The 22036-nt window shown below is 27.6% G+C and carries 24 protein-coding genes, 1 pseudogene and 1 CRISPR repeat array; of the genes and pseudogenes, 15 read left to right on the forward strand and 10 right to left on the reverse strand.

Translation table 11 applies throughout. From position 1 onward, the window contains the following. From cas10 to OCV55_RS06615, 14 genes are all read left to right on the forward strand, one after another. Window positions 1–2328: a type III-A CRISPR-associated protein Cas10/Csm1 gene (gene cas10 / locus OCV55_RS06550; protein ID WP_117828340.1), complete on the forward strand. Its 2328-nt coding sequence runs from the start codon at window positions 1–3 to the stop codon at window positions 2326–2328. After that, on the forward strand, window positions 2329–2787 hold the full coding sequence (gene csm2, locus OCV55_RS06555; RefSeq protein WP_022002449.1) for a type III-A CRISPR-associated protein Csm2: 459 nt from the start codon (window positions 2329–2331) through the stop codon (window positions 2785–2787). It abuts the gene before it with no gap. A gap of 2 nt (window positions 2788–2789) precedes the next feature. Beyond that, window positions 2790–3422 (forward strand): type III-A CRISPR-associated RAMP protein Csm3, encoded by a 633-nt coding sequence (gene csm3 / locus OCV55_RS06560; RefSeq protein WP_022002450.1) that lies wholly within the window; start codon window positions 2790–2792, stop codon window positions 3420–3422. Beyond that, entirely contained in the window at window positions 3409–4365 is a 957-nt protein-coding gene (gene csm4 / locus OCV55_RS06565; protein ID WP_022002451.1) for a type III-A CRISPR-associated RAMP protein Csm4, read from the forward strand. Before csm3 ends, csm4 begins: the two co-directional genes overlap by 14 nt. Before the next feature lie 12 nt (window positions 4366–4377). Beyond that, on the forward strand, window positions 4378–5523 hold the full coding sequence (csm5, locus tag OCV55_RS06570) for a type III-A CRISPR-associated RAMP protein Csm5 (protein ID WP_022002452.1): 1146 nt from the start codon (window positions 4378–4380) through the stop codon (window positions 5521–5523). After that, window positions 5510–6226, forward strand: a complete 717-nt coding sequence (locus OCV55_RS06575; RefSeq protein WP_147580153.1) for a hypothetical protein — start codon at window positions 5510–5512, stop codon at window positions 6224–6226. Before csm5 ends, OCV55_RS06575 begins: the two co-directional genes overlap by 14 nt. Beyond that, window positions 6216–6953, forward strand: a complete 738-nt coding sequence (gene cas6, locus OCV55_RS06580; RefSeq protein ID WP_147580154.1) for a CRISPR-associated endoribonuclease Cas6 — start codon at window positions 6216–6218, stop codon at window positions 6951–6953. Before OCV55_RS06575 ends, cas6 begins: the two co-directional genes overlap by 11 nt. Next, on the forward strand, window positions 6928–7914 hold the full coding sequence (gene cas1, locus OCV55_RS06585; RefSeq protein WP_147580155.1) for a CRISPR-associated endonuclease Cas1: 987 nt from the start codon (window positions 6928–6930) through the stop codon (window positions 7912–7914). Before cas6 ends, cas1 begins: the two co-directional genes overlap by 26 nt. A 1-nt stretch (window position 7915) precedes the next feature. Next, complete coding sequence (cas2, locus tag OCV55_RS06590) at window positions 7916–8179, forward strand: CRISPR-associated endonuclease Cas2 (RefSeq protein ID WP_147580156.1); 264 nt, start codon at window positions 7916–7918, stop codon at window positions 8177–8179. Window positions 8180–8339: 160 nt separating this feature from the next. Continuing rightward, a CRISPR array of direct repeats spans window positions 8340–9948; the repeat unit is 31 nt; unit sequence GTTAGATATCATACTTATTAAGGATTAACGC. A 222-nt stretch (window positions 9949–10170) separates the two neighbouring features. Next, on the forward strand, window positions 10171–10659 hold the full coding sequence (locus OCV55_RS06595) for an HAD hydrolase family protein (RefSeq protein ID WP_267309855.1): 489 nt from the start codon (window positions 10171–10173) through the stop codon (window positions 10657–10659). Window positions 10660–10666: 7 nt separating this feature from the next. Then, window positions 10667–10867, forward strand: a complete 201-nt coding sequence (locus tag OCV55_RS06600) for an HAD hydrolase family protein (protein WP_267309848.1) — start codon at window positions 10667–10669, stop codon at window positions 10865–10867. 13 nt (window positions 10868–10880) lie between these two features. Next, the gene (locus tag OCV55_RS06605; RefSeq protein ID WP_119364250.1) at window positions 10881–11720 is read left to right on the forward strand and encodes an HAD family hydrolase; all 840 of its coding nucleotides are present in this window, start codon (window positions 10881–10883) and stop codon (window positions 11718–11720) included. A gap of 200 nt (window positions 11721–11920) precedes the next feature. Further along, window positions 11921–12844, forward strand: a complete 924-nt coding sequence (locus OCV55_RS06610) for a calcium/sodium antiporter (RefSeq protein ID WP_147580157.1) — start codon at window positions 11921–11923, stop codon at window positions 12842–12844. Window positions 12845–12963: 119 nt separating this feature from the next. Beyond that, window positions 12964–13101, forward strand: coding sequence for a hypothetical protein (locus OCV55_RS06615; RefSeq protein WP_167693749.1), 138 nt, complete (start codon window positions 12964–12966; stop codon window positions 13099–13101). 13 nt (window positions 13102–13114) lie between these two features. Here OCV55_RS06615 and OCV55_RS14200 read toward each other — a convergent pair. The 4 genes and pseudogenes from OCV55_RS14200 to OCV55_RS06625 form a co-directional block, all read right to left on the reverse strand. Beyond that, window positions 13115–13198: pseudogene (locus tag OCV55_RS14200) on the reverse strand (NAD(P)-dependent oxidoreductase); the annotation flags it as partial. Further along, window positions 13165–13374: a hypothetical protein gene (locus OCV55_RS13955; RefSeq protein WP_317233020.1), complete on the reverse strand. Its 210-nt coding sequence runs from the start codon at window positions 13372–13374 to the stop codon at window positions 13165–13167. The pseudogene OCV55_RS14200 and the gene OCV55_RS13955, both read right to left, overlap by 34 nt. Further along, window positions 13334–13468: a hypothetical protein gene (locus tag OCV55_RS13960; RefSeq protein WP_317233023.1), complete on the reverse strand. Its 135-nt coding sequence runs from the start codon at window positions 13466–13468 to the stop codon at window positions 13334–13336. Before OCV55_RS13960 ends, OCV55_RS13955 begins: the two co-directional genes overlap by 41 nt. Window positions 13469–13478: 10 nt before the next feature. Then, a complete protein-coding gene (locus OCV55_RS06625; protein WP_147580158.1) occupies window positions 13479–14822 on the reverse strand; it encodes an MATE family efflux transporter in 1344 nt (447 codons plus the stop codon). 150 nt (window positions 14823–14972) lie between these two features. On the opposite strand from OCV55_RS06625, the gene OCV55_RS06630 reads away from it, so the two are divergent. Further along, a complete protein-coding gene (locus OCV55_RS06630; RefSeq protein ID WP_147580159.1) occupies window positions 14973–15431 on the forward strand; it encodes an Lrp/AsnC family transcriptional regulator in 459 nt (152 codons plus the stop codon). Window positions 15432–16322: 891 nt separating this feature from the next. Here OCV55_RS06630 and OCV55_RS06635 read toward each other — a convergent pair. From OCV55_RS06635 to OCV55_RS06655, 6 genes are read right to left on the reverse strand one after another with little or no spacing between them, the layout of a single operon-like run. After that, window positions 16323–17147, reverse strand: a complete 825-nt coding sequence (locus OCV55_RS06635) for a proline racemase family protein (RefSeq protein WP_317233021.1) — start codon at window positions 17145–17147, stop codon at window positions 16323–16325. Window positions 17148–17162: 15 nt separating this feature from the next. Continuing rightward, a complete protein-coding gene (locus OCV55_RS13965; protein ID WP_317233022.1) occupies window positions 17163–17306 on the reverse strand; it encodes a proline racemase family protein in 144 nt (47 codons plus the stop codon). Further along, window positions 17299–18771 (reverse strand): glycoside hydrolase family 1 protein, encoded by a 1473-nt coding sequence (locus OCV55_RS06640; RefSeq protein ID WP_147580160.1) that lies wholly within the window; start codon window positions 18769–18771, stop codon window positions 17299–17301. Before OCV55_RS06640 ends, OCV55_RS13965 begins: the two co-directional genes overlap by 8 nt. Before the next feature lie 5 nt (window positions 18772–18776). Then, entirely contained in the window at window positions 18777–19976 is a 1200-nt protein-coding gene (locus tag OCV55_RS06645) for a pyridoxal phosphate-dependent aminotransferase (protein WP_147580161.1), read from the reverse strand. 56 nt (window positions 19977–20032) lie between these two features. Then, window positions 20033–20371 (reverse strand): PTS lactose/cellobiose transporter subunit IIA, encoded by a 339-nt coding sequence (locus OCV55_RS06650; RefSeq protein WP_147580162.1) that lies wholly within the window; start codon window positions 20369–20371, stop codon window positions 20033–20035. A gap of 26 nt (window positions 20372–20397) precedes the next feature. After that, window positions 20398–22014 carry a PTS transporter subunit EIIC gene (locus tag OCV55_RS06655; protein ID WP_147580163.1) on the reverse strand — a complete coding sequence of 539 codons (1617 nt, stop codon included), beginning with the start codon at window positions 22012–22014 and terminating at the stop codon, window positions 20398–20400. Between the last annotated feature and the right edge of the window lie 22 nt (window positions 22015–22036).

Below are 22036 nucleotides of genomic sequence, written 5' to 3' on the forward strand. Positions count from 1 at the left end.
ATGAATAATTTAAATATTGCTTATGCAGCTTTGCTTCATGATATTGGGAAATTTTATCAAAGAACTACAAAGATTTCTTTACTAAACTCACAAGAAATTGCATCTACTCCAATACATGCAAATGGCTATCATACACATATTCATAGTGGATATACTGCAAAATTTTTTCATGATTATCTTCATTTGAATGATCAGCTAGAAAAAGCATCTAGTGGACATCATATTAATGAGGTTGATGAATTTGATAGTATTATTCGTGATGCTGATCGAATTGCTTCTAAAATTGATAGAAATGATGAAAACTTTGATTTTGAGGAAAATCATAAAAAAACTAGATATCAATACATTACGTCTAGACTATCATCTATTATGGGAAATATAGATTTTGGACAAACAATTTATGATTCAAAGTTCAAATTAACTAGCATAGATCAATGTATGAACCCGTGTAGAAATAATATTGAACAAAATACAATTGAAAGTATTGAGGAATATAAAAAACTATTCACTCAATTTATTGAAGAAATAAAATTCGATAATTTATTAATTGGTAAACCAACGCCCTATAAATATCATCGTATGTATTCTTTACTTTATAAATATACAACCTTGATTCCTTCTTCTACATATGAAACAAATAATCAAACTGTAAGTTTATTTGATCATTTAAAACTTACAACAGCTATTGCAAGCTGTTTATCACAAAATAATTGTAATAACTTTTATATGTTAGAATTTGATGTCTCTGGTATTCAAAGTTTTATTTATAAAATTACCGAAGGATCTAAAACTAAAACTAATATTGCCAAATCTTTAAGAGGACGTTCAGCATTTGTTACTCTTATTACTAATGCCATTACATATACAATATTAGATAAATTTAAACTTACACAAGCTAATATCATTTTCAATACTGGTGGAGGAGCATTACTCTTATTACCTTATTTAGATGATACTGAAAAAATCATTCATAATACATTCAATACTATAACAAAAGAACTTTATAAAAGATTTAATACTTCATTATCTGTTGTTTACGCAATTGAGAAAGTTGATAAGTTTGAATTAAGTAATTTCAAAACAGAAAAGGCCCTTGCATTAAAAACAAAATTAGAGGAATATAAATTAAAAAAATTCTATCCTTTAATTAATAATGATTTCTGTGTTGAACATTTAGAAGATAAAGAAATTTGTGAATTATGTGGTCAAAATTATGTAAAAAAAGATCATAAATGTCAAAATTGCTTAGACATTCTAAATATATCTGATTATTACACAAAACACGATAAATTCACTATCCTATACTCTAATTTAGATTATAATAATTGTTTAATGGATTTAGGTTTTATAAAAATTTACTTTTTTGAAAAAATACCTCATGAATTAATTAATAAAAATGACTTTTATTATATAGATGCTGTTAATCATTTTGAAGCTGGAAATGTTAAACTTCTTGCTAACCTTGTTCCAAAAGAAAATAATACTATTTTAAATTTTGAAAATATTACAAAAACATTAGATAAATCTTATGGTGATGAAAAATTAGGAGTTCTTAAAATGGATGTCGATAATCTTGGAGCAATCTTTGCTTTTGGACTTAAACAAGGAAAAAATAATGATGTAACATTGCAACGTTCTTTATCAAAATATTTAACTTTAAGTAGATTTATAGAATTATTCTTTGGATACAAATTAAAACAAATTTGTCTTGATTTAAGTAAAAAACTACAAAATAAAAACGAAAACATCTTTTATATTAATTATGCTGGAGGAGATGATCTTGTTATTTTAGGACCAATTTATGGAATTCTACAATTAGCCAATAAAATACATATTGAATTTAAAGAATTTGTTCAAAATCCTAATATAACATTATCAGCTGGTATACATATTCAAAATCCTAAAAAACCTATACGTTTTGGAATTAAAATGGCAGATAATGCATTAGAAGCCTCAAAATCTTATGTAAAAGATAACCGCTCAAAAAATGCTATTACAATTATGAACAGTACTTTTTCATTCGAAGAATTACCAAATATTTTAAATAAAATAGAGACTTATCGTGGTTATTTAAATGATAAAACAAATCCATTATCTCGTACTGGATTTTATAACATTATGTCCCATATGGATAATAAAACACTAGATGAATACTATTCAACAATTCCTATTATTCAATATTCACTATATAGACAAATCGATAATAGCCATGAGACTTTAAGAAAAAAAATATTACAAGATTTAACAACTCTAAAAACAGACGAAGAAATTAACAAACAAGTAACTATTATGAAACTCGTTATCTTATTTACAAGGGAGGTTAATTAAATGAGTTATAACACTAAACAACATAGATTACCAAACAAACCACCAAAAGAAAGAAATAATATGCCCGAAAAAATAACTATCCCATTATCAGAAAAATACACTAATCCTGCTGAAATATTTCTTGATACTGGAATAGCCTACAAAATAGCAAATAAAATGGGAGATATAGCACCACATCAATTAAGAAAAATTCTAAATGTCTTAAAAGAATCTGTAACAATCGTAAAACGTAATCCAAATAAATTTATTGATGCTAGAAATAAACTTTATTACATTGTTCCCTTAACTGCTTATAACACAGGTAGAAATAAAGGACTTCAAGAATTATATAATTTTGTCTATCAACATATTAATGAAAAAGCTATTCAATCACCAAAAGATATTGAAATATTAGACCAAATTTTTACAAGTATTATTGCTTACCATAAAGTATTAAATCAAAATAAAAAGGAGAAATAAAAATGTTAAAAAAGACTCATAGAATACAACTAAAAATTGAATTATTGTCAGGAATGCATATAACTGGTGGAGATGATACTTTTGATATTGGAGGTGCAGATTCACAAGTTATTAAAAATCCTCTAACTGGTGAACCCTATATACCTGGCAGTACTTTAAAAGGAAAAATTCGTTCTCTTTTAGAATTTAAATATGGAACATTTATAAATAACGAATTAAAACCTGTGCCTGAGCATAATCAATTATTAAGCTTATTTGAGCCAAATACAAATGACATACCACAAATGACTAGAGCTATCTTTAGAGATGCTGTTTTAACAGAATCTAGTAAAATCGAATTACAAACATATTTAGGTGAGCATACATATACTGAAATTAAAGCTGAAAATAAAATTAATAGATTTAAAGGGACGGCTGATGCTCCACGATTTATTGAACGTGTTCCTGCTGGTAGTAAATTTATTGGTTACATAGACTTGCTTGAATTTGATAACGATGATTATCAAACACTTTATAAATACTTAGAAACTGGTGTAAATTTACTTAATTATAATTATATTGGTGGTAGTGGATCACGAGGATATGGGCGTATCCAAATAGAAATGGAAGAGTTGAATAACAATGAAGGAATATAAGTTAGTTTTTAAACCATTATCAACTATTACCAATATTCCAAATGCTCAAACTATTTTTGGAGCAATATGTAATATTATAGTAAATACACAAGGAGAAGAAGCTTTAAATAATTATATTAGTTCATTTAATAATCAACCTCTTTTTATACATTCATCCATGTTTCCATTGAATATGTTACCAATGGTTCACTATAACATTTTTGATATAGATTATATAAATCATAATATTTTAAAAGAAAAAAGTATTGATCAATTATCTTACTTACAAACATTAAAAAATTATAAAAAAATAAATTATACTACAGAATCTATTTTTAATGACTATATTATTAAATCTGATTTCAATAAAATGCGTGATGATTTACTTAATAAAAAAATAAACATTAAAAACTATTGTCTTCAAAAAGCTAGTGAAAATATATTATTTGAACAAACCAAACAACTCAATACACATGTAAGAAAAAAAGATTACTACAACACTTCTATAGGGGATGATAATGCTTTGTATTACGATGATACTATATATACTAATGGATTATTTTATATATTAGTTAAAACAAATGAAAATATTAAAAAAATAAAAGATATATTTTCTTATTCTCATTTTTTCGGTTTTGGACCTCGCCACTCTGTTGGAAAAAACAGTTTTAAATTAATTTCTATAGAAGAAATAAAAAGAAAACCTAATTTAAATAATAAACTTTTGCTTTCTCAATCAGTTTTCGATGAATGCATCAATTTAAGTGAATCAAACTATCAAATTATTTCTAAACAATATCATCCTTCTAAAACATATATAAATAAAGCAACTCATAAAATGAATTTATTTAATGAAGGAAGCTATTTAAAACTAACACAAGATAAAGAATGGATAGGTAAAATTCTATCATTCAATATTGATAAAAAACCATTATACTACTATGGCATTGGCTACATTATATAGGAGGTTAAAAACATGACTTATAAAATATCTATATTAACACCTGTTCATATATCATCAGGCAATAAAAATGCTTGTTTCTTATATCATCCTGATAAAAATGATCACTTTAATTGTTATAGAATAGAAGATTTATTACAATTTATTCCACCTCAAAAATTATTAGAATTACAACCAGATAATGCTAGTAATAATGGTAAAAAAGATATTATCAAGCTATTTAATAATTATATAAATTATAATCAATTAAAACCTCAGTACTTCTTATTTTATAAATTTAAACCTTTTTCTAAAGATGTCACTGAGCAAGTCAAATCATTAAATAAACCCTATATACCAGGTAGCAGTATAAAGGGTGCAATTATGAATGCCATTATATTTAATCTATTAAATGATAATAAAGAAAAAATAAAAGAATTTCTTATTAATTTTAATAGAAATTTATCTAAAAACTTTGAAAAAGAACTATTGTCTTATCTTTTTGGAAAAGATTTTGAAGAGATATTTAAATTATTTTCTTCTTGTATTTGTTGTGAAGATATATTTTTTGATACTATGATTCTTTGTGATAGTGATCGTTTAAACATGAAAAATAATAATCATAAAAAATCCCAAGAATTTAGTAAATTTGAATGTATTGATAACTTACAAGAAAAAAAGACTAATCTATTTATGATAGATCAAACTAGACAAAAAGTATTTTTAAATAAATATAGCAACAAAGAAATAATTAAAAAGTTACGTATATTTTTTAATAAAAGAAATATAATTATTGCTTGTAGAAATTATTTTCGAACTGTAATAAAAGATGATAAAAAATATTTTATTGAAGATCAATTTGATTATTTCAAAGAATCAGATTTTGAAGGAAGAGATCAAATCATAAATTTTTTAAATACTATATCTTTTGACAATAAAGATATATGTTATTTGCGAATAGGAAATAGTACGAATTACTTTTATAAATCAATCTCTATATTTATTAAAAAAAATTTTTATGAATTTTATGATAATAATTTCAGCTTATTCGCTCCAATTAGATTAGGGAAAAAGAATTCTCCTAAAGCAGATACTATGCCTAAAACAAGAATTATTTTTAAATATGATAGTGAATGTTATCTACCAGGATTTATTAAGGTTGAACCCTATGAAGAAAATTGAAATAGAGCTTATTTTACCACAAGGAGCACTTTTTTATCAAAATATTAATTTATTTATCTATAAACAATATATCAACTTTTTATATAAATTGAATTGTTTTGTAGTAGACCAAAAATGTTGCTCCTGTCCTCTTTCTAAAGAGTGTTATTATTATCATTGCACTGGGGAAAATTTTAAATATTATCCTAATATTTTAATAGAAAATTCTATTTTTACACAAGCTATTTTTCAAAAAGAAGGAATATTAAAAATATCATTTTTTATAATTGGTGAAGATACTAAACATATAAATTATCTTAAACTCTTTTTTCAATCCTATCTTAATCAAAAAATTCAAGGATATTTCTTTTATTTAAAAAATATAAACATGATAGATTGTAATCAAAAAAATATCAGTTTAAATCATATGATGATTTCTTCTTGCATTAAAACGACTGATTTTATTGATGAATATAATCAAATGATCAATTATTACAACAAACGTTATTTAACTCAATACAATAATTTATCTAATTGTATGATAGATATTAAAAATATTAAGCATAGTCAACAAGAAGGTATTCAATTTAAAACAAAGAAAATAGTACCTAGAGGATTTACATATCAAATATTATTTAATGAAAACATTAATATACCATTAGATATTTTATATATCGGCATTGGAAATTTCAATTTTATAGGAGGTGGAAAACTTGAGACTTAAAATACAATTATCTTATAATAATTTTAAGGTTCCTATGAGTTATCAAAGCATTCTACAAGGTGTTATTTATTCATTATTATCTAAGGATAAATTAGGAGATTTTTATCATAATGATGGATATCATTATGATAAAAAAATATTTAAATGTTTTACATTTAGTCAACTATTTGGAAAATATAAAATTGAAAACAAATATTTAATTTTTGATAGTGATTTTTATTTCTATATTAGTTCTTTAGATGAAGAATTTTTAAAACATGTATATAAAACACTTCTTTTAAATGATTCATTATTAATTAATAAACAACAAGTAAAAATTAAAAATATATCTATTCTTAATTTACAACCTTTTATTGGAACAAAAAAAATATGCATTGAAACATTATCCCCTATGCTTATCTATTCAACAAAAGATAATTATTCAACATATTACAGACCTTCAGATAAAGAAAGTCTTAATTTTATTATTAACAATATTCAAGATAAGTGCCTTGCTTACCATTATCCAATAAAAGAATTAGTATTTAAAATTGATTATATAATATATGAAAAAAGAAGAATGATGAAATTTAAAAACTGCTTCTATGAATGTTTTATGACAAAATTAGAAATTGAAACAAATTTTGAAACATTATCACTTATTTATAACTGTGGGCTTTCAAGTAAGAATTCATGTGGTTTTGGCATGATAGATATTGCTCATGAAAAAAGTAATATATCTTTATAAAAGTGGTCGATTACTATGTAAAGATTATTCCTTAATATTAAAAGATAAAAAAGATTATGTAAATTACATTCCTATTGAACAAATAGATACGCTTATTTGTTTTGGAGAAATTTCAATAAATAAACGTACTTTATCATTATTAAATAAACATAATATAGTTATTTTATTTTTTAATTTTTATGGTCAATATATTGGAAAATTTACACCTAAACAATATCTAGATGGAAAAATATTAGTCAATCAAATTTATGCTTTTGAAAATGAAATGATACGAAATCATATAGCAAGAACTATGATTATCTCATCATTAAAAAATTGTTTAGCACTGTTGAAATATTATAATAAAAAACTGTTTCCTTTACTAGACAATATTATTGAAATAGAATCTATTATCAAAGAATGTAAAAATAAATCCGTAAATGAGCTTCTATTATTAGAAGCTCAAGCAAAGAAAATATATTTTAATAGTTTTGATATTATTCTAGAAAAAGAAAAGTATCATTTTATAAAAAGAACAAAGAATCCTCCTCAAAATGAGATAAATGCTTTATTGAGCTATGGATATTCTTTACTTTATGCTAATTATATATCTGTTACAGATAGGAGTCGTCTTTACTCACAAATTTCATTTGTTCACAGTTTAACTAAATGTAGTGAATCTTTACAATTTGATTTAGCCGATATATTAAAACCAGTATTGGTTGATAGACTTGTTCTTAGTCTTTGTAGACATAAATTATTAAAAGATGAATATTTTGATTACAAAAGTGATAGATGTTATCTCAACAAAGAAGGTGTTAAATTCTTTGTTGAAAAATATGAAAATTATCTTTTGAAAACAATCAAAATAAATAATAGATACTATTCATATAGAAATCTTATATCTCGTGAAGTTCACTTGCTTTCTAATTACATCGCTAATGAATCAAATGATTACAAACCATATATTATGAAGTGGTAAAATGTATATAATTTGTACTTATGATGTAAAAAGCAAGAACTGTCCAAAGTTTATGAAGTTGTTAAGAAGATATCTTTTTCATGTTCAGGAATCTGTATTTGAAGGTGAACTTACACCAGCAACATATAAAAAATTAACTAAAGAGTTAGAAAAAATCATTACAGATGATGATCATGTTGCAATCTATTATTCATATAATTCTAAAATGATTAAGAAACAAGAAATCGGTAAATCTATTGATAAAACACGTTTCATAATAGATTAATATCGACTATCCCCTAATTACTATAAGAATTCTATTACAAAAAACTTATATTTTTGATAGATAGTCGATATTTTTAATCATTTTTCTTCTTATTTTTACATATTTTTAGTATATTAACAAATCAATTTATATTATTCATTAAATATGTTAATATTTCATTGTTAGATATCATACTTATTAAGGATTAACGCGAATTTTTAGAAAATCGTCTAACGTAAAATTTTTTCTAGTTAGATATCATACTTATTAAGGATTAACGCTTTCTACTACTTTAATTGTTACTTGTTTTTTCATTTTCTGTTAGATATCATACTTATTAAGGATTAACGCGTGATAATTGTAGTGTGAAGATGTAAATAATTTAATGTTAGATATCATACTTATTAAGGATTAACGCTCTTCTATGAAGTTTTCTAAAGCTTCTTTGTATTTCTTGTTAGATATCATACTTATTAAGGATTAACGCAAGCATTGAATTGTGCTTCAACTTGTTCTTCAAATTTCTTGTTAGATATCATACTTATTAAGGATTAACGCAATAGGTAACATGAGGATTATAATTATGTTATCTATTTGTTAGATATCATACTTATTAAGGATTAACGCCATTTTCATAATATGATTGTCTATTTTCAATTCTTTCTGTTAGATATCATACTTATTAAGGATTAACGCCTTTCTCCTTATCTAATCTCAACGTATAGATCATCTTTCTGTTAGATATCATACTTATTAAGGATTAACGCAGGAAAATGATTTAATTCGACAATTTTGTCATTTAAGTTAGATATCATACTTATTAAGGATTAACGCCAATCTCTATTGATTGCTTTAAATGTATTCGATTCACGAGTTAGATATCATACTTATTAAGGATTAACGCCATTATCGCGAGGGTATGCGATAATGATAAGAAAAGCGTTAGATATCATACTTATTAAGGATTAACGCTAATATAATCATGGTCAGTTACATTTTCGATTATTCCAGTTAGATATCATACTTATTAAGGATTAACGCTAAAGTCCTCGTTCTTCATCAATAAACTTTTCTTGATTAGTTAGATATCATACTTATTAAGGATTAACGCTAGTCCATCAGAATTAAATAAGTATCATCCTGATCAGTTAGATATCATACTTATTAAGGATTAACGCTTTTATCAGACAATTCATTTGTCGCCTTTTGAATATGTTAGATATCATACTTATTAAGGATTAACGCTAATGGTTCTTGATTAATTTTTCGCTAATTATTTCGTGTTAGATATCATACTTATTAAGGATTAACGCTATTGATAACCATGTTCAATATAATATTTCAATAATTCAGTTAGATATCATACTTATTAAGGATTAACGCTTGATTTATTTTCCATTTCTAAACACGTCCTCTACACTTGTTAGATATCATACTTATTAAGGATTAACGCCTTTATGTGATATATTTATTAATCTCAACATTCTCTCGTTAGATATCATACTTATTAAGGATTAACGCGCTACTGTTTTGATTGCTCTAATACCTGCAGCTTTCAAGTTAGATATCATACTTATTAAGGATTAACGCCATTTTCAATCACCTCATACCTATCTAAAATATCTTGTTAGATATCATACTTATTAAGGATTAACGCAATAGGTTTGTTCATAAAGTTTTTAATTAATTTTTTGTTAGATATCATACTTATTAAGGATTAACGCTCTTCTATCTTTGGTAATCTTATTTGCCAATTCATGTTAGATATCATACTTATTAAGGCATATTTTTATTTCTATCTAATAATGAAAAAACTATATTTTATGTTCTTCTTTTAGTACAATAGAATATATACAAAGGAGAGCGTTATGAGTAAAATTGTATTTTTAGATGTTGATGGAACTTTAATTGTCTATGAAACAAAGTTACCTGATTCAGCAAGAAAAGCTGTTGATTAAGACAGAGTTCATGGCCATAAAGTCTATATTTGTACAGGTTGTTCTAAAGATGAAATCTTACAAAGAAATCTATGTGAGTTAGATGGGATGATTTTAGAAAATGGTACTTATGTAGAAGATCATGATCATGTTATTATGCATCAAGCAATGCCTTTAGAAGAAGTAAAAAAGGTGGTTCATTGGTGTCAAGAAAGAAATCTTGCTTTTTACTTAGAAACAAATAGTGGGGTTTATTGTAATGATCAAATGATTAAAGATGGACCAGCTGTAATGATTAAATACGGTCAAGGTAAAGGTGCAGATCTTTCAAATGCAACAGAAAAGGCAAAAAGTTTTATTGATTCTTTTACATTAATTCATGGAGATGAATTTTATCGTGAAGATGTTAATAAAATAGACTTTATTATTCGTGATGATCAAGATCATTTAGATGCAATTACTGCCTTTCCTCATTTAGCACATAATACTTGGGGAGATAAAGGAGACCTTGCTTTATTTAGTGACTTAGGTCCTACAGGAATTAATAAAAAAACATGCCATTGAAGTGTTGTTGGATTATTTAAAAGTGGATAAAGAAGATGCCATTTCTTTTGGTGATGCCAAAGTAGATTTGTCTATGTTTGAATGTTGTGGTTTCAATATCGCGATGGGTAATGGCGGACCAGAAATCAAAGAAGCCGCTGATTATATTACCAATGATGTAAATGAAGACGGACTTTATAATGCTTTTAAATATTTAAAATTAATATAAAAAGGAGAAAGGTATGAGTAAAATTGTATTTTTAGATGTCGATGGAACATTAATTGATTATGAAGCAAAATTACCTGCTTCAGCTGCAAAAGCTGTTGATCAAGCTAGAGCTAATGGCCATAAAGTTTATATTTGTACAGGATGTTCAAAAGCAGAAATCTTACAAAGAAATTTATGTGATTTAGATGGAATGATTGGTGGAAATGGTGCTTATGTTGAAGATAATAATCATGTTGTAATGCATCAAGGTTTGTCTAAAGAAGATGTAAAAAATATTGTTGATTGGTGTAATGAAAGACATATTGGTTTTTATTTAGAAGCTAATAGTGGTATGTATTGTAATGATTATATGTTAGAACAAGGACCTGAAACCATGGTAAAATACGCCAAAGGTAAAGGAGCAAGCTTAGAGAATGCCAAAAGTTCTGCTCAACATTTTATTAATGGTTTCATTCATTTACAAGGAGATGAGTTATACCGTGACGATGTTAATAAAATCAGTTTCATTTTAAGAACATATCAAGACCATTTAGATTCTAAAGTAGACTTCCCTCATTTAGTTGCGAATACTTGGGGAGGTAAAGGAGAAGTTGCATTATTTGGTGATTTAGGACCTACAGGTATTACTAAAAGACATGCTATTGAAGTCCTATTAGATTATTTACATGCTGATCCTAAAGATACGATTTCTTTTGGTGATGCTAAAATTGACTTGTCGATGTTTGAATGTTGCGCTTATAATGTTGCGATGGGTAATGGTGGTTCTGAAATTAAAGAAGCCGCTGATTATATTACTGATGATGTAAATGAAGATGGTTTATACAATGCCTTTAAATATTTAAAATTAATTTAAAGTTGCTTAAATAAATATTATTTGATAGAATAAATTTCATAAAAGGGAGTAGCTTGCCAAGCACTTGGTTCACTTCTTCGTCAGTACAGTTATAAAATTTATAACTCGGAAAGTGATTGAATAGCGAGACTTTTACTGCAATGCAGTAGGAGTCCGCTTTTTTTATACCTACTGCAAAATAAAAGGAAGGAGTAATCGTTATGATTCAACAAATTATTATTTTATTAGTAGGTTTTATTTTTCTAGTAAAAGGAGCTGATTGGTTTGTAGACGGGGCGGCAAGTATTGCTAGAAAAATGGGTATTCCCCAACTAATCATTGGTCTTACAATTGTTGCTATGGGAACAAGTATGCCTGAAGCTGCTGTAAGTATTACGGCTGCCATGCAACAAAATGCAGGGATTACTATTGGAAATGTGGTAGGTAGTAATATCTTAAATATTTTTATTATTTTAGGTATTACAGCCTTGATCACCAATGTAAAAATACAAAAATCAACCATCCGTTATGAAATTCCCTTTATGATTTTTATAACAATCATCCTCATGATCTTTGGTATGACAGATATGAAAATTAATTTTATTGAAGGTGTTTTCCTTTGGATTCTTTTTATTGCTTATCTTGTTTATCTATTTATCATGGCAAGAAATAGTGAAACTCAAGAAGAAGAAAAAGATATTCCCGTTTGGAAATGTCTTCTCTTTATTCTCATTGGAGGAATCCTTGTTGTTAAAGGAAGTGACTTTGCGGTAAGTGGGGCCAGTGCCATTGCTCGTTATTTTGGTATGAGTGAACGATTTATTGGTTTAACAATTGTTGCTTTTGGAACATCACTTCCTGAACTCGTCACTTCAGTAACAGCTGCAAAACGTGGTAATGCAGGAATTGCGATAGGCAATATTGTAGGAAGCAATATTTTTAATATTCTTTTTGTTATTGGAACAACATCTCTTATTTGTAGTGTTCCTTTTGAAAGTAAGTTTATGATCGATTCTATGATTGCAGTAATAGCTGGATTAGTTCTCTGGTTTGGTACAATGAAACATCAAGAATTAAGGAAACCTTGTGGAATCATTATGCTTTTATGTTATGGACTTTATTTTATGTATTTGTGTTTGATGTAAATTCTATTTACAAAAAAATTAAATAATAAATCAGAAAATGTAAATGTCTCTCCGTTTACATTTTTTTATATTTCAAAACTTTTTAAAATCAATAAACTAATGGATGTGAGGTGAGGGTGATGAGTCAAAGAGAAGAAAAAGTAAGAGAATTACATAACCAAGGTTTCAACTGTGCTCAAGCATTTTTATGTAGTTACCAAGATCTTTTGCTAAGTAATCTTTATCTAACTCACGCCCTTGAGCAAGCCATTTTTTAACAATATCTAACGCCTGTGCAATTTTAATCACATTTTTCCCAATATGCCCAACTCCTACAACACCTAACGTTTTACCATTAACTTCAACATGAGGGACTTGTAAATTATGAATAAAGTTATCATGATTGCAGTATGAGCAACACGCTTTGAACTATAAGATGGAATATTACAAACAGTAATTTTCTTTTCCTTTGCCGCATCAAGATCTATATTGTTATAACCTGTTCCAGCTTCACAAATTAATTTTATAGAATCTGGAAATTGTCGTTTCATCGTATACTGTTAAATCAGATGATAGTATTGATAAATCTAATTTTCTATCAAAATTCATTTTTTTTGCATTTAATAAAACACATTTGTTGTTCATAAATAATCCCCTAAATATTAAAAGAAAGCAATTCCTTTTTTTTACACCTATAATAAATTAATCCTATTAAATCTGCAAGTGCCCATCCAATAGGAACAGACCACCAAATACCAGTAACACCAATCGCTGGAATTGCTGATAAAACATAAGCTAACACAACACGTGTCCCTAAAGAAAATATTGTAAGAACGACACTCATACCAGGTTTACCTAAAGCACGATACAAACCATACAACAAAAACAAACAACCAATTCCACAATAAAAGGCACCTTCAATTTTTAAATACTTGACACCTTCCATAATAATTTCTGTTTCTTTTGCTTCTATAAAAATAGTCATTAAATCTTTAGCAAAAATACATACAATAGTTGAAATAATCATGCAAAATCCCATAGAAAGACAAACTGCTGATTTTAATCCTGATTGAATACGCATTTTTTCTTTTGCACCATAGTTTTGAGCAATAAAAGTAGAAAATGCATTTCCAAAATCTTGTACTGGCATATATGCAAAAGCATCTATTTTAACAGCAGCAGCAAATGCTGCCATAACTACAGTTCCAAAACTATTCACTAACCCTTGTACCATTAAAATACCTAAATTCATTACTGATTGTTGAATACATGTAAGAACTGAAAACGAAATCACTTTATGAACCCTCTTTAAATGAAAATATTGTAATTTCATAATTGCTCGTACTTGTATATTTTTTATAAGTGAGTAAATACTGATGCCAATACCTGAAAGATATTGGGAAATCATCGTAGCAATAGCTGCACCTTCAACTCCTAATTTTAATACAATTACAAAAAATAAATCTAATACAATATTAAGTATTGCCGAAATAGCTAAAAATATAAGTGGAATCATTGAATTACCAATCGCTCTTAAATAAGAAGCAAAATAGTTATATAAAAAAATAGCTGGTATTCCTATAAAAATAACAATAAGATAGCCTTTCATATCTCCCCACACTTCATGCGGAACATGTAAAAAAACAGAAAGCTGATTAAGAAAAATATAGGATATTACTGTTAGTATAAACGTGATGAGTGCAATAAAGAAAAATGATGCACATACATCTTCTCGTAATCCTTTTTCATCTTTTTGTCCATATCTAATTGAAAACAACGCTCCACTTCCCATACATAAACCAAGGATTATAGATGTTATAAATGTCATTAAGGTAAACGATGAGCCAACACTTGCTAGAGCATTTTTACCGAGAAATTGACCAACAATCAATGTATCAACAATGTTATAACATTGTTGAAGTAAATCACCTAAAATCATTGGAATTGAAAAAAGAAGCATTGACTTTAAAACTGAACCTTTTGTTAAATCTCTATTCATCTTTTTGTATTCCTTTCGTAATATTTATCTTACGTTTCGTAAGTATTATAATCAATTATTTATTTTCAGTCAATATCTCTAATTTTTAAAAGATTTACTTATAATACGGAGCATGATAGTATTAAATAAATGATTAACGGAGGAATGATTATGTATTTAAATGGACTTGATGAATTAGATCAAAAAATTGTTCAATTATTAATAAAAAATGCACGTCTTTCTTACTCTGATATTGGAAAAGAGGTAGGGATTTCTAGAGTTGCTGTAAAAGCTAGAATTCAAGCATTAGAAAAAAAAGGGGTTATTGAAGAATATACAACAATTATCAATCCTCAAAAAATCAGTGGCGCTATATCTTGCTATTTTGAAATTGAAACATTGTCAAATTCGTTTACTGATGTTATAGACATATTAAACCAAAATAATATTGTTACTCAAATTTATCGTGTTACAGGAAAAAACAAATTACATGTACATGCTGTTGCTGCTTCTAATAGTGAAATGGAACATTTCTTACATGCTACTATTGATACATTACCAGGGGTTACTAGTTGTAGTTGTAATATTATTCTCTCACGTATTAAAGATATTAAAGGATTACGTTTATAATTATATATCATCTTTTTTAATAAAGGAGTTATTTGAAAATCTATCAAGCTCTAGAAATAGTCATTTAGTAGGTTTTTCCAACACATCATATTATGTCAATTATCCATGTCATCATATTGTCAGAAAACTTGTGCCAATGCGAGAATAAAAAAGCTGTAAAGAAATATCATTAAGTTAAGGACAGACATATTTCTATGTTCTGTTCTTTTTCACAAATATATGACACTGTTAATACATTTTTTGGTGAATTTAACGTTCTATCAATAAGTTCATATTTTTCTCTTACTGTTTGTTTTTCAATTGTTTTGTAATTTGTTTTCTGTTGATAGATCTCACTCTTTTAAAAAAATCATTCTCCTGTTGGAGAACTTTGTTCTTATTCCAGTTGTTCTTCTAAAGATAAGTCTTTGGTAGATGGTCTACTACAATTTTTGCTTCTTGTGTCTTTGAAGCCATCTTCTCTTACAGCCTTTTTAACGATTCGTAAAATTATTTCGTCTTCTTAATCCCAAAGCATAGGGATCAAATCCATATTTTTTAAATATCTCTATTGGCTGCATCCTATTTTGATAATCAATCCAATTCAAGCAGAAGTTCTTTAAATTCTTCTGAATAGGTTATGCTTTTATTACATAGGGATTTTCTTCTGATAAACTAAGCTGTTCATCTGTCAAATAATTAAATCCCATAAATACACCACCATTTCTCTAATAATCATAATACACAAAATAAAAGCCCTGTAAAACAGGACTAAGCACCAAAGTACTTTTTTCTTGTGTCCGTTTTACAGGGTCCATTTTAAAAATTTCTCTCTTTTTTTTAAAGATTTGATTATATTAAACAATTAAAATGTTAATGTATACAAGGAAGGAAAATCACATTTTCATCATGTTAATTAATAACAAATCCATATTTTAACGGATCATCTTCATCTATTAAAAATGTACTATATCCATCAATATAGGCTACTCCCGTAATACTTGGTATAATAGCTTTATATTTATCTATTTTAGTTTCTTCTATTACTCTTTCTTTAAAAGAAACCCCGGTAAAGCTTTGATTAATAAATGTTTCATTTAACTTTAATTTATTTGTGTTATACATATATGCAAGTTTTGCACAAGTTCCTGTACCACATGGGGAACGATCAATCATGCCTTCTTCACTAATAACAATATTTTTTTGTCCATCATCTGTCTTATGATAAAATTCTACATTAACCACTCGATTTATCGGTAAAGTAGGGTGCTTCACATCATATTTTTCGTTAATTTGTCTCAATAAATTTACTCCAAGTTCTTTAAATTTATTTGCATTATTAATATTGATTTCTATGTCTAATTGATCAGCATCTACCAAATCAAAAAATGATCCTGAATAACTAATATCAAAGTGGATATTATTTACGAGACAATTTTCTTCAAATAAGAAAGAAGGAATATTTTCAAAAGAAACACTTTTTGTCTTTCCATCTTCAACTTCTACATCTACATGAATAAGTCCAGCTGGCATTTCTAAAGTTAAATGAGTTACAGGTTCTACAACTTTAACTAGATTTTCATTAACCAATGTCATAGATACTCCGATAGTAGCATACCCACACATATTTATCCATCGGTTGGCATCCATGTAAATGACACCTATATCCGCTTCCTTAGAAATTGGTTCTACTAGAAGTGCTCCAACCATATCTTTATGACCTCTAGGTTCACACATAAGTGCTGATCGATATTAATCATAATTATTTTCTAAATACTCTTTATATTCCATCATAGATTTTGCTTTATGCTTAGGAAAACCTTCAGTAACAATACGTGTAGGTTCTCCTAAAGTATGTGTTTCAATCGTCTTAAAACAAATTGCTTTTTTATTCATCAAAAACACACGCTCCATTCGATTCAATTAATTTTTTATAATAATAGAATGAGTCTTTTCTTTGTCTTTCTAACGTTCCATTTCCAGCATTATCCAAATCTACATAAATGAACCCATAACGTTTTTTCATTTCTCCTGTTGAAGCACTTACTAAATCAATAGGTCCCCACCAAGTATAACCAAATAAGTCTACACCATCATCAATCGCTTGTTTCATTGCTTTTGTATGTGCTTTTAAATATTCAATACGATAAGGATCATGAACTTTACCATCTTCACTCACTTCATCAATTGCACCCAATCCATTTTCTGCAATAAATAATGGTATATGATAACGTCCATAAATTTCATTTAATACCCAACGTAATCCATCAGGATCAAAAGCCCAACCCCATTCTGATTTTTTTAAATAGGGATTTGCAGCTCCTAAATTAAAGTTTCCTGAATCTGTATCAACTTTTTGATCTAAGCAATCTGTTCCAGAAGTATAGTAACTTAATGAATAGAAGTCCACAGTTCCTTCTTTGAGAATTTTTTTATCTTGTTCTGTGATTTCTAGTGTTACACCTTTTTCTTTTAAGAAGCTTTTTGTAAAGTAAGAGTATTCACCTCTTACTTGCACATCTCCACAATACCATAGTTTACGCATTGAGTTTTGTGCAGCTAAAATATTAATTGGATTACAAGAATATGGATAATGTGCATCCGATGCTATCATACAACCAATTTTATTTGATGGATCAATTTCATGTCCTGCTTTAACCACTAAAGCACTAGCTAAAAATTGGTTATGTAATGCCGCAAAACGTTTATTTTGTTTTTCTTTAGACATTGAATCATCACTTACATTATTAATATCAATTACCGTTGTTTGATTTGATAAGATACCTGCACCATAAACATCACCAAAATAGTTCATTGTCATATTAATTTCATTAAATGTAATCCAATAATGAACTAAACCTTTATATTCATTAAATAAAGTTTTAGCATACTTAACATAAGCACCAATTGTATCTTTACATAACCAACCATCTTGTTTAATAGCTAATGCCATTGGTGTATCATGATGCATAATTGATACTAATGGTTCTATTCCATATTTGTGACATTCATTAAATACATCTCTATAAAAATCTAATCCCTTTTGATTTGGTTTTTCATCATCTCCATTTGGGAAAATTCTCGCCCATGAAACTGACATTCTATAGACTTTAAATCCCATTTCAGCAAATAATTTAATATCTTCTTTATAACGATGGTAATGATCAATACCTATTTTTGCAGGATAATAAACTCCTGATTCTTCTTTCATTGTTAATTTTCTAGGATTTCTACGTGTTCCTGCTGTTAATAAATCAGTTATCGCAAATCCTTTTCCATCTTCATTCCATGCTCCTTCACATTGGTAAGCTGCTGTTGCACCTCCCCATAAAAAGCCTTTTGGGAATTCATTATTATTCATAAGCATTATCCTTTCTGACTAACAAATTTTTCTACGCCAAATTTTAAACGATTTAATCCTTCATGTAATATTCCTTTACTTGTAGCTATACAAATTCGAACATGTCCTTCAGATTGATCACCAAAATAATTATGTCCTCCTGGAACAACTGAAAGCTTAACTTCTTTCTTTAAGAAATCAACTAATTCAACTGCTGTACAGTTTAAATCTTTAATATCTACATATAATAAATAAGTTGCTTTAGGTCTATATGCATGTAATTGAGGAATATTGTTATTAATAAAGTTTACCGCATAATCTCTATTTTCTGTTAAATGTTTTATAAATTCTTTTCCCCAGTCTCTAGAATCATTCATTGCCGCAATGGCAGCTACTTGAGAAATTGAAGTTGCACCTCCTGCAGTAGACATAACATCACTTGCTTCTACCAATTTATCAAATGCATCATCATTTGTAGTATAAACACATCCCACTCTAAGACCTGCTAGTCCAAAACTTTTTGAGTAACCAAATACAGACATAACTCGGTGACATCGTTCATTTCCTAAACAATAAATACTTTCAAATTTTGCATCTGGATAAACAATATCTGACCAAATTTCATCATTCATAATATAAAGATCGTATTTTTCACAAAGTGACATAATATAATCTAATTCTTCTTTTGTATAAGTCAATCCATAAGGATTATGTGGATTACATAATCCTATCATTTTTGTTTTATCAGTAATACAACTTTCTAATTTAGAAAGATCCATTTTTCTATTTTTTTCATCAATTACACAAGAATAATATACTGGTGTTGCTCCTGCTGCTAAGCATGATTCTCTAAATAAAAAATCACAAGGATCAAAAACAATCATTTCATCTCCAGGTTTTAAAAATGCTTTTGCTACAATATACATTGCTCGTGCTGCGCTATCTACCGGTAATACATTTTTTGCTGGAATATTTTCATTCTTTAAATCTTTAACATAATTCGATAAAGCAATTTTAAAATCATCAAATCCTGTTTTTGGTGTGTATGAAAAATACCCATCAGAAATATAATCTAGCATTGCTTGTTTTACCATAGGTGGACAAGGAAAATCAGGATCTGCAGCTGTTAATGGAATAACTCCTTCCTCAACTTCTGCCCAACGCAAATTGTACGCTTTTCTTTTTAATACATCTAAATTTACATTTTCATCATCAAAAAATGACATATATTCATCTCCTATCTTCTAAATTTGGCAGGAATATATTCCTGCCAAATAAGTAATTATTTATTTTCTAATTTTTTAAATCTTGTATCAATAACTTCAAACAAATCAACTAAATGCATTGCTACATTTAATTCACTACTTGCACACATACATGTATCTTGTGCATGAGAGAATAATATTGAATATTCTAATTCTTCTCCACGAGATTCTGCTTGTAAAGCATCTGTTTGTACTTGATGAGCTTGTACAATAGCTTCATTTGCTTGCTTTAATAATTCTTTTGCATTTTCTATATCAAATGTATCCAAAGCTTTTAAAGCATCCATTGTTTTTTCTCTAGCATCTCCTGCATGTAAAATAATCTTCATTGCTGTTTGTGCGTGTTCTAAATTCATTTTATTCCCTCATTTCTACTCTAATTTTATTTTTTACTGTTTTCTTCTAAATATTGTTGTTTTTCGTAAACTTTAAAGAATGGTAACCAAATAAACCATGAAACGATAAACAATACGATTACTAAAACAACTCCAGCAAGACTTCCTGTTGTTAAATAACCTTGAATGATATTTGGTAAATACCACATTTGCATTGGTGCGCTAGGAACAGGCACTAATCCAATTCTCATAACTAAATACATGATGCTAGGAATGACAATTGAGTTTAAACATAATGGAATCATTAAAATTGGGTTCCAAACTACTGGTGCACCGAAAACAATTGGTTCATTAATATTGAAAATTGCTGGTAAAACACATACATTTCCAATAGCTTTTAAACGTTTTACTTTAGAACGCATACACATAATAACTAATGCTAATGTACATCCTTGACCACCGATATAAGTTAATCCCATAACTGTTTCCATTAAGTTAATATTTTGTGCAACATGTCCCGCAGCTACAGCTGCCATATTAGCATCCATACCTTCCATCCAAATTGCCCATGCAATTGGGAATAAAATCCAAGTAAATCCAAATGAATATAAGAAACATGTAAAAAATGTAATCGCAATTAATCCTAACCAAGTTTGACCAAATGCTGAAATTGGAGAGAATAATCCACGAATAAATAATGGTAAATCAAATCCAGTATTCATGATAACTAAACCAATAACCAATGTAATTGTAACTGGAACAAGTGCATCCATCCAAGCCACAACCATATCAGGCATAACTGTATCTTTTTTAAACATTGAATGATTTGATGCTACATTGAAAATCCAAGCAGTAAATACTGCAGTAACAACAGCCGTCAACATACCTCCAGTACCAATTTTATCCATTACAAATGAAATATTACCATCTGCAATATTTGGTATAGTGATAATAAAGAATAATGCTAAACTTGATAACATAGCGGAAATTTTTAATTTTTCATTTCCCTTTTTTTCTAATACTTTCATTGGAACTAATATTGTTAAGAAAATAGCAATTAATCCAAATGAGAAAGTATTCAATTGTGAAATGTCTGGAATCCAGCTCAATGCTTCAAAATTTCTAAATACACCAACAATTGAAGATACCGATCCAATCATAATCATTGGTAAAATGCTCATGATTGATTGTTGAATTGCCATAATATAAACATTTTGTGTTAATTTATCTAACTTAGGTGCTAATGAATTTGTAATCCAACCCATAAAATCTTTTTGATTTTCAACATTTTTGTCAGCTTTAACTTCTTTTTTTTCTACTTCTTTTACTGGTTCTTTTTCTACTTCTTGTGGTTTAGCACCTTTTAAAACATCCATTGCTTGTTTTAAAGTTGCTGCACCATCAATAGCTCCATATGCATCTTTATCAATAAAAGCAAATGGAATATTATATTGTTCTAAATCTTTTGCTAAAGCATCTTTCTTATAAGCTAAGTGTGGTCCAAACATAATAATGTCTGTTCCTTTTAGATTATTTGTCATCTCAGCTTCGCTTCTTGCAATAACATCAATATCATCTAATCCTTGTTCTTTTGCGGCTTTACGCATAGCTTGAGCCATGAACCCACTCGAAGCACCGGCACCGCACATCAATAATATTTTCATATTTCTTCACCTATTTTCTTTC

It is taken from the genome of [Clostridium] ammoniilyticum (genome assembly GCF_025566905.1).
GTDB lineage: Bacteria > Bacillota_I > Bacilli_A > Erysipelotrichales > Coprobacillaceae > Faecalibacillus > Faecalibacillus intestinalis.

Excerpts from the sequence above, each read along its gene's own strand:
- cas1 (WP_147580155.1), top strand. The coding sequence starts at position 6,928 with ATGAAAAAAGTAATATATCTTTATAAAAGTGGTCGATTACTATGTAAA.
- csm4 (WP_022002451.1), top strand. The coding sequence starts at position 3,409 with ATGAAGGAATATAAGTTAGTTTTTAAACCATTATCAACTATTACCAAT.
- OCV55_RS13955 (WP_317233020.1), bottom strand. The coding sequence starts at position 13,374 with ATGAAACGACAATTTCCAGATTCTATAAAATTAATTTGTGAAGCTGGA.
- OCV55_RS06605 (WP_119364250.1), top strand. The coding sequence starts at position 10,881 with ATGAGTAAAATTGTATTTTTAGATGTCGATGGAACATTAATTGATTAT.
- csm5 (WP_022002452.1), top strand. The coding sequence starts at position 4,378 with ATGACTTATAAAATATCTATATTAACACCTGTTCATATATCATCAGGC.
- OCV55_RS13960 (WP_317233023.1), bottom strand. The coding sequence starts at position 13,468 with ATGAACAACAAATGTGTTTTATTAAATGCAAAAAAAATGAATTTTGAT.
- cas2 (WP_147580156.1), top strand. The coding sequence starts at position 7,916 with ATGTATATAATTTGTACTTATGATGTAAAAAGCAAGAACTGTCCAAAG.
- OCV55_RS06655 (WP_147580163.1), bottom strand. The coding sequence starts at position 22,014 with ATGAAAATATTATTGATGTGCGGTGCCGGTGCTTCGAGTGGGTTCATG.
- OCV55_RS06635 (WP_317233021.1), bottom strand. The coding sequence starts at position 17,147 with ATGTGTGAACCTAGAGGTCATAAAGATATGGTTGGAGCACTTCTAGTA.
- OCV55_RS06650 (WP_147580162.1), bottom strand. The coding sequence starts at position 20,371 with ATGAATTTAGAACACGCACAAACAGCAATGAAGATTATTTTACATGCA.
- OCV55_RS06625 (WP_147580158.1), bottom strand. The coding sequence starts at position 14,822 with ATGAATAGAGATTTAACAAAAGGTTCAGTTTTAAAGTCAATGCTTCTT.
- OCV55_RS06610 (WP_147580157.1), top strand. The coding sequence starts at position 11,921 with ATGATTCAACAAATTATTATTTTATTAGTAGGTTTTATTTTTCTAGTA.
- csm2 (WP_022002449.1), top strand. The coding sequence starts at position 2,329 with ATGAGTTATAACACTAAACAACATAGATTACCAAACAAACCACCAAAA.
- csm3 (WP_022002450.1), top strand. The coding sequence starts at position 2,790 with ATGTTAAAAAAGACTCATAGAATACAACTAAAAATTGAATTATTGTCA.
- cas10 (WP_117828340.1), top strand. The coding sequence starts at position 1 with ATGAATAATTTAAATATTGCTTATGCAGCTTTGCTTCATGATATTGGG.
- OCV55_RS06630 (WP_147580159.1), top strand. The coding sequence starts at position 14,973 with ATGTATTTAAATGGACTTGATGAATTAGATCAAAAAATTGTTCAATTA.
- OCV55_RS06615 (WP_167693749.1), top strand. The coding sequence starts at position 12,964 with ATGAGTCAAAGAGAAGAAAAAGTAAGAGAATTACATAACCAAGGTTTC.
- OCV55_RS13965 (WP_317233022.1), bottom strand. The coding sequence starts at position 17,306 with ATGAATAAAAAAGCAATTTGTTTTAAGACGATTGAAACACATACTTTA.
- OCV55_RS06640 (WP_147580160.1), bottom strand. The coding sequence starts at position 18,771 with ATGAATAATAATGAATTCCCAAAAGGCTTTTTATGGGGAGGTGCAACA.
- OCV55_RS06645 (WP_147580161.1), bottom strand. The coding sequence starts at position 19,976 with ATGTCATTTTTTGATGATGAAAATGTAAATTTAGATGTATTAAAAAGA.
- OCV55_RS06575 (WP_147580153.1), top strand. The coding sequence starts at position 5,510 with ATGAAGAAAATTGAAATAGAGCTTATTTTACCACAAGGAGCACTTTTT.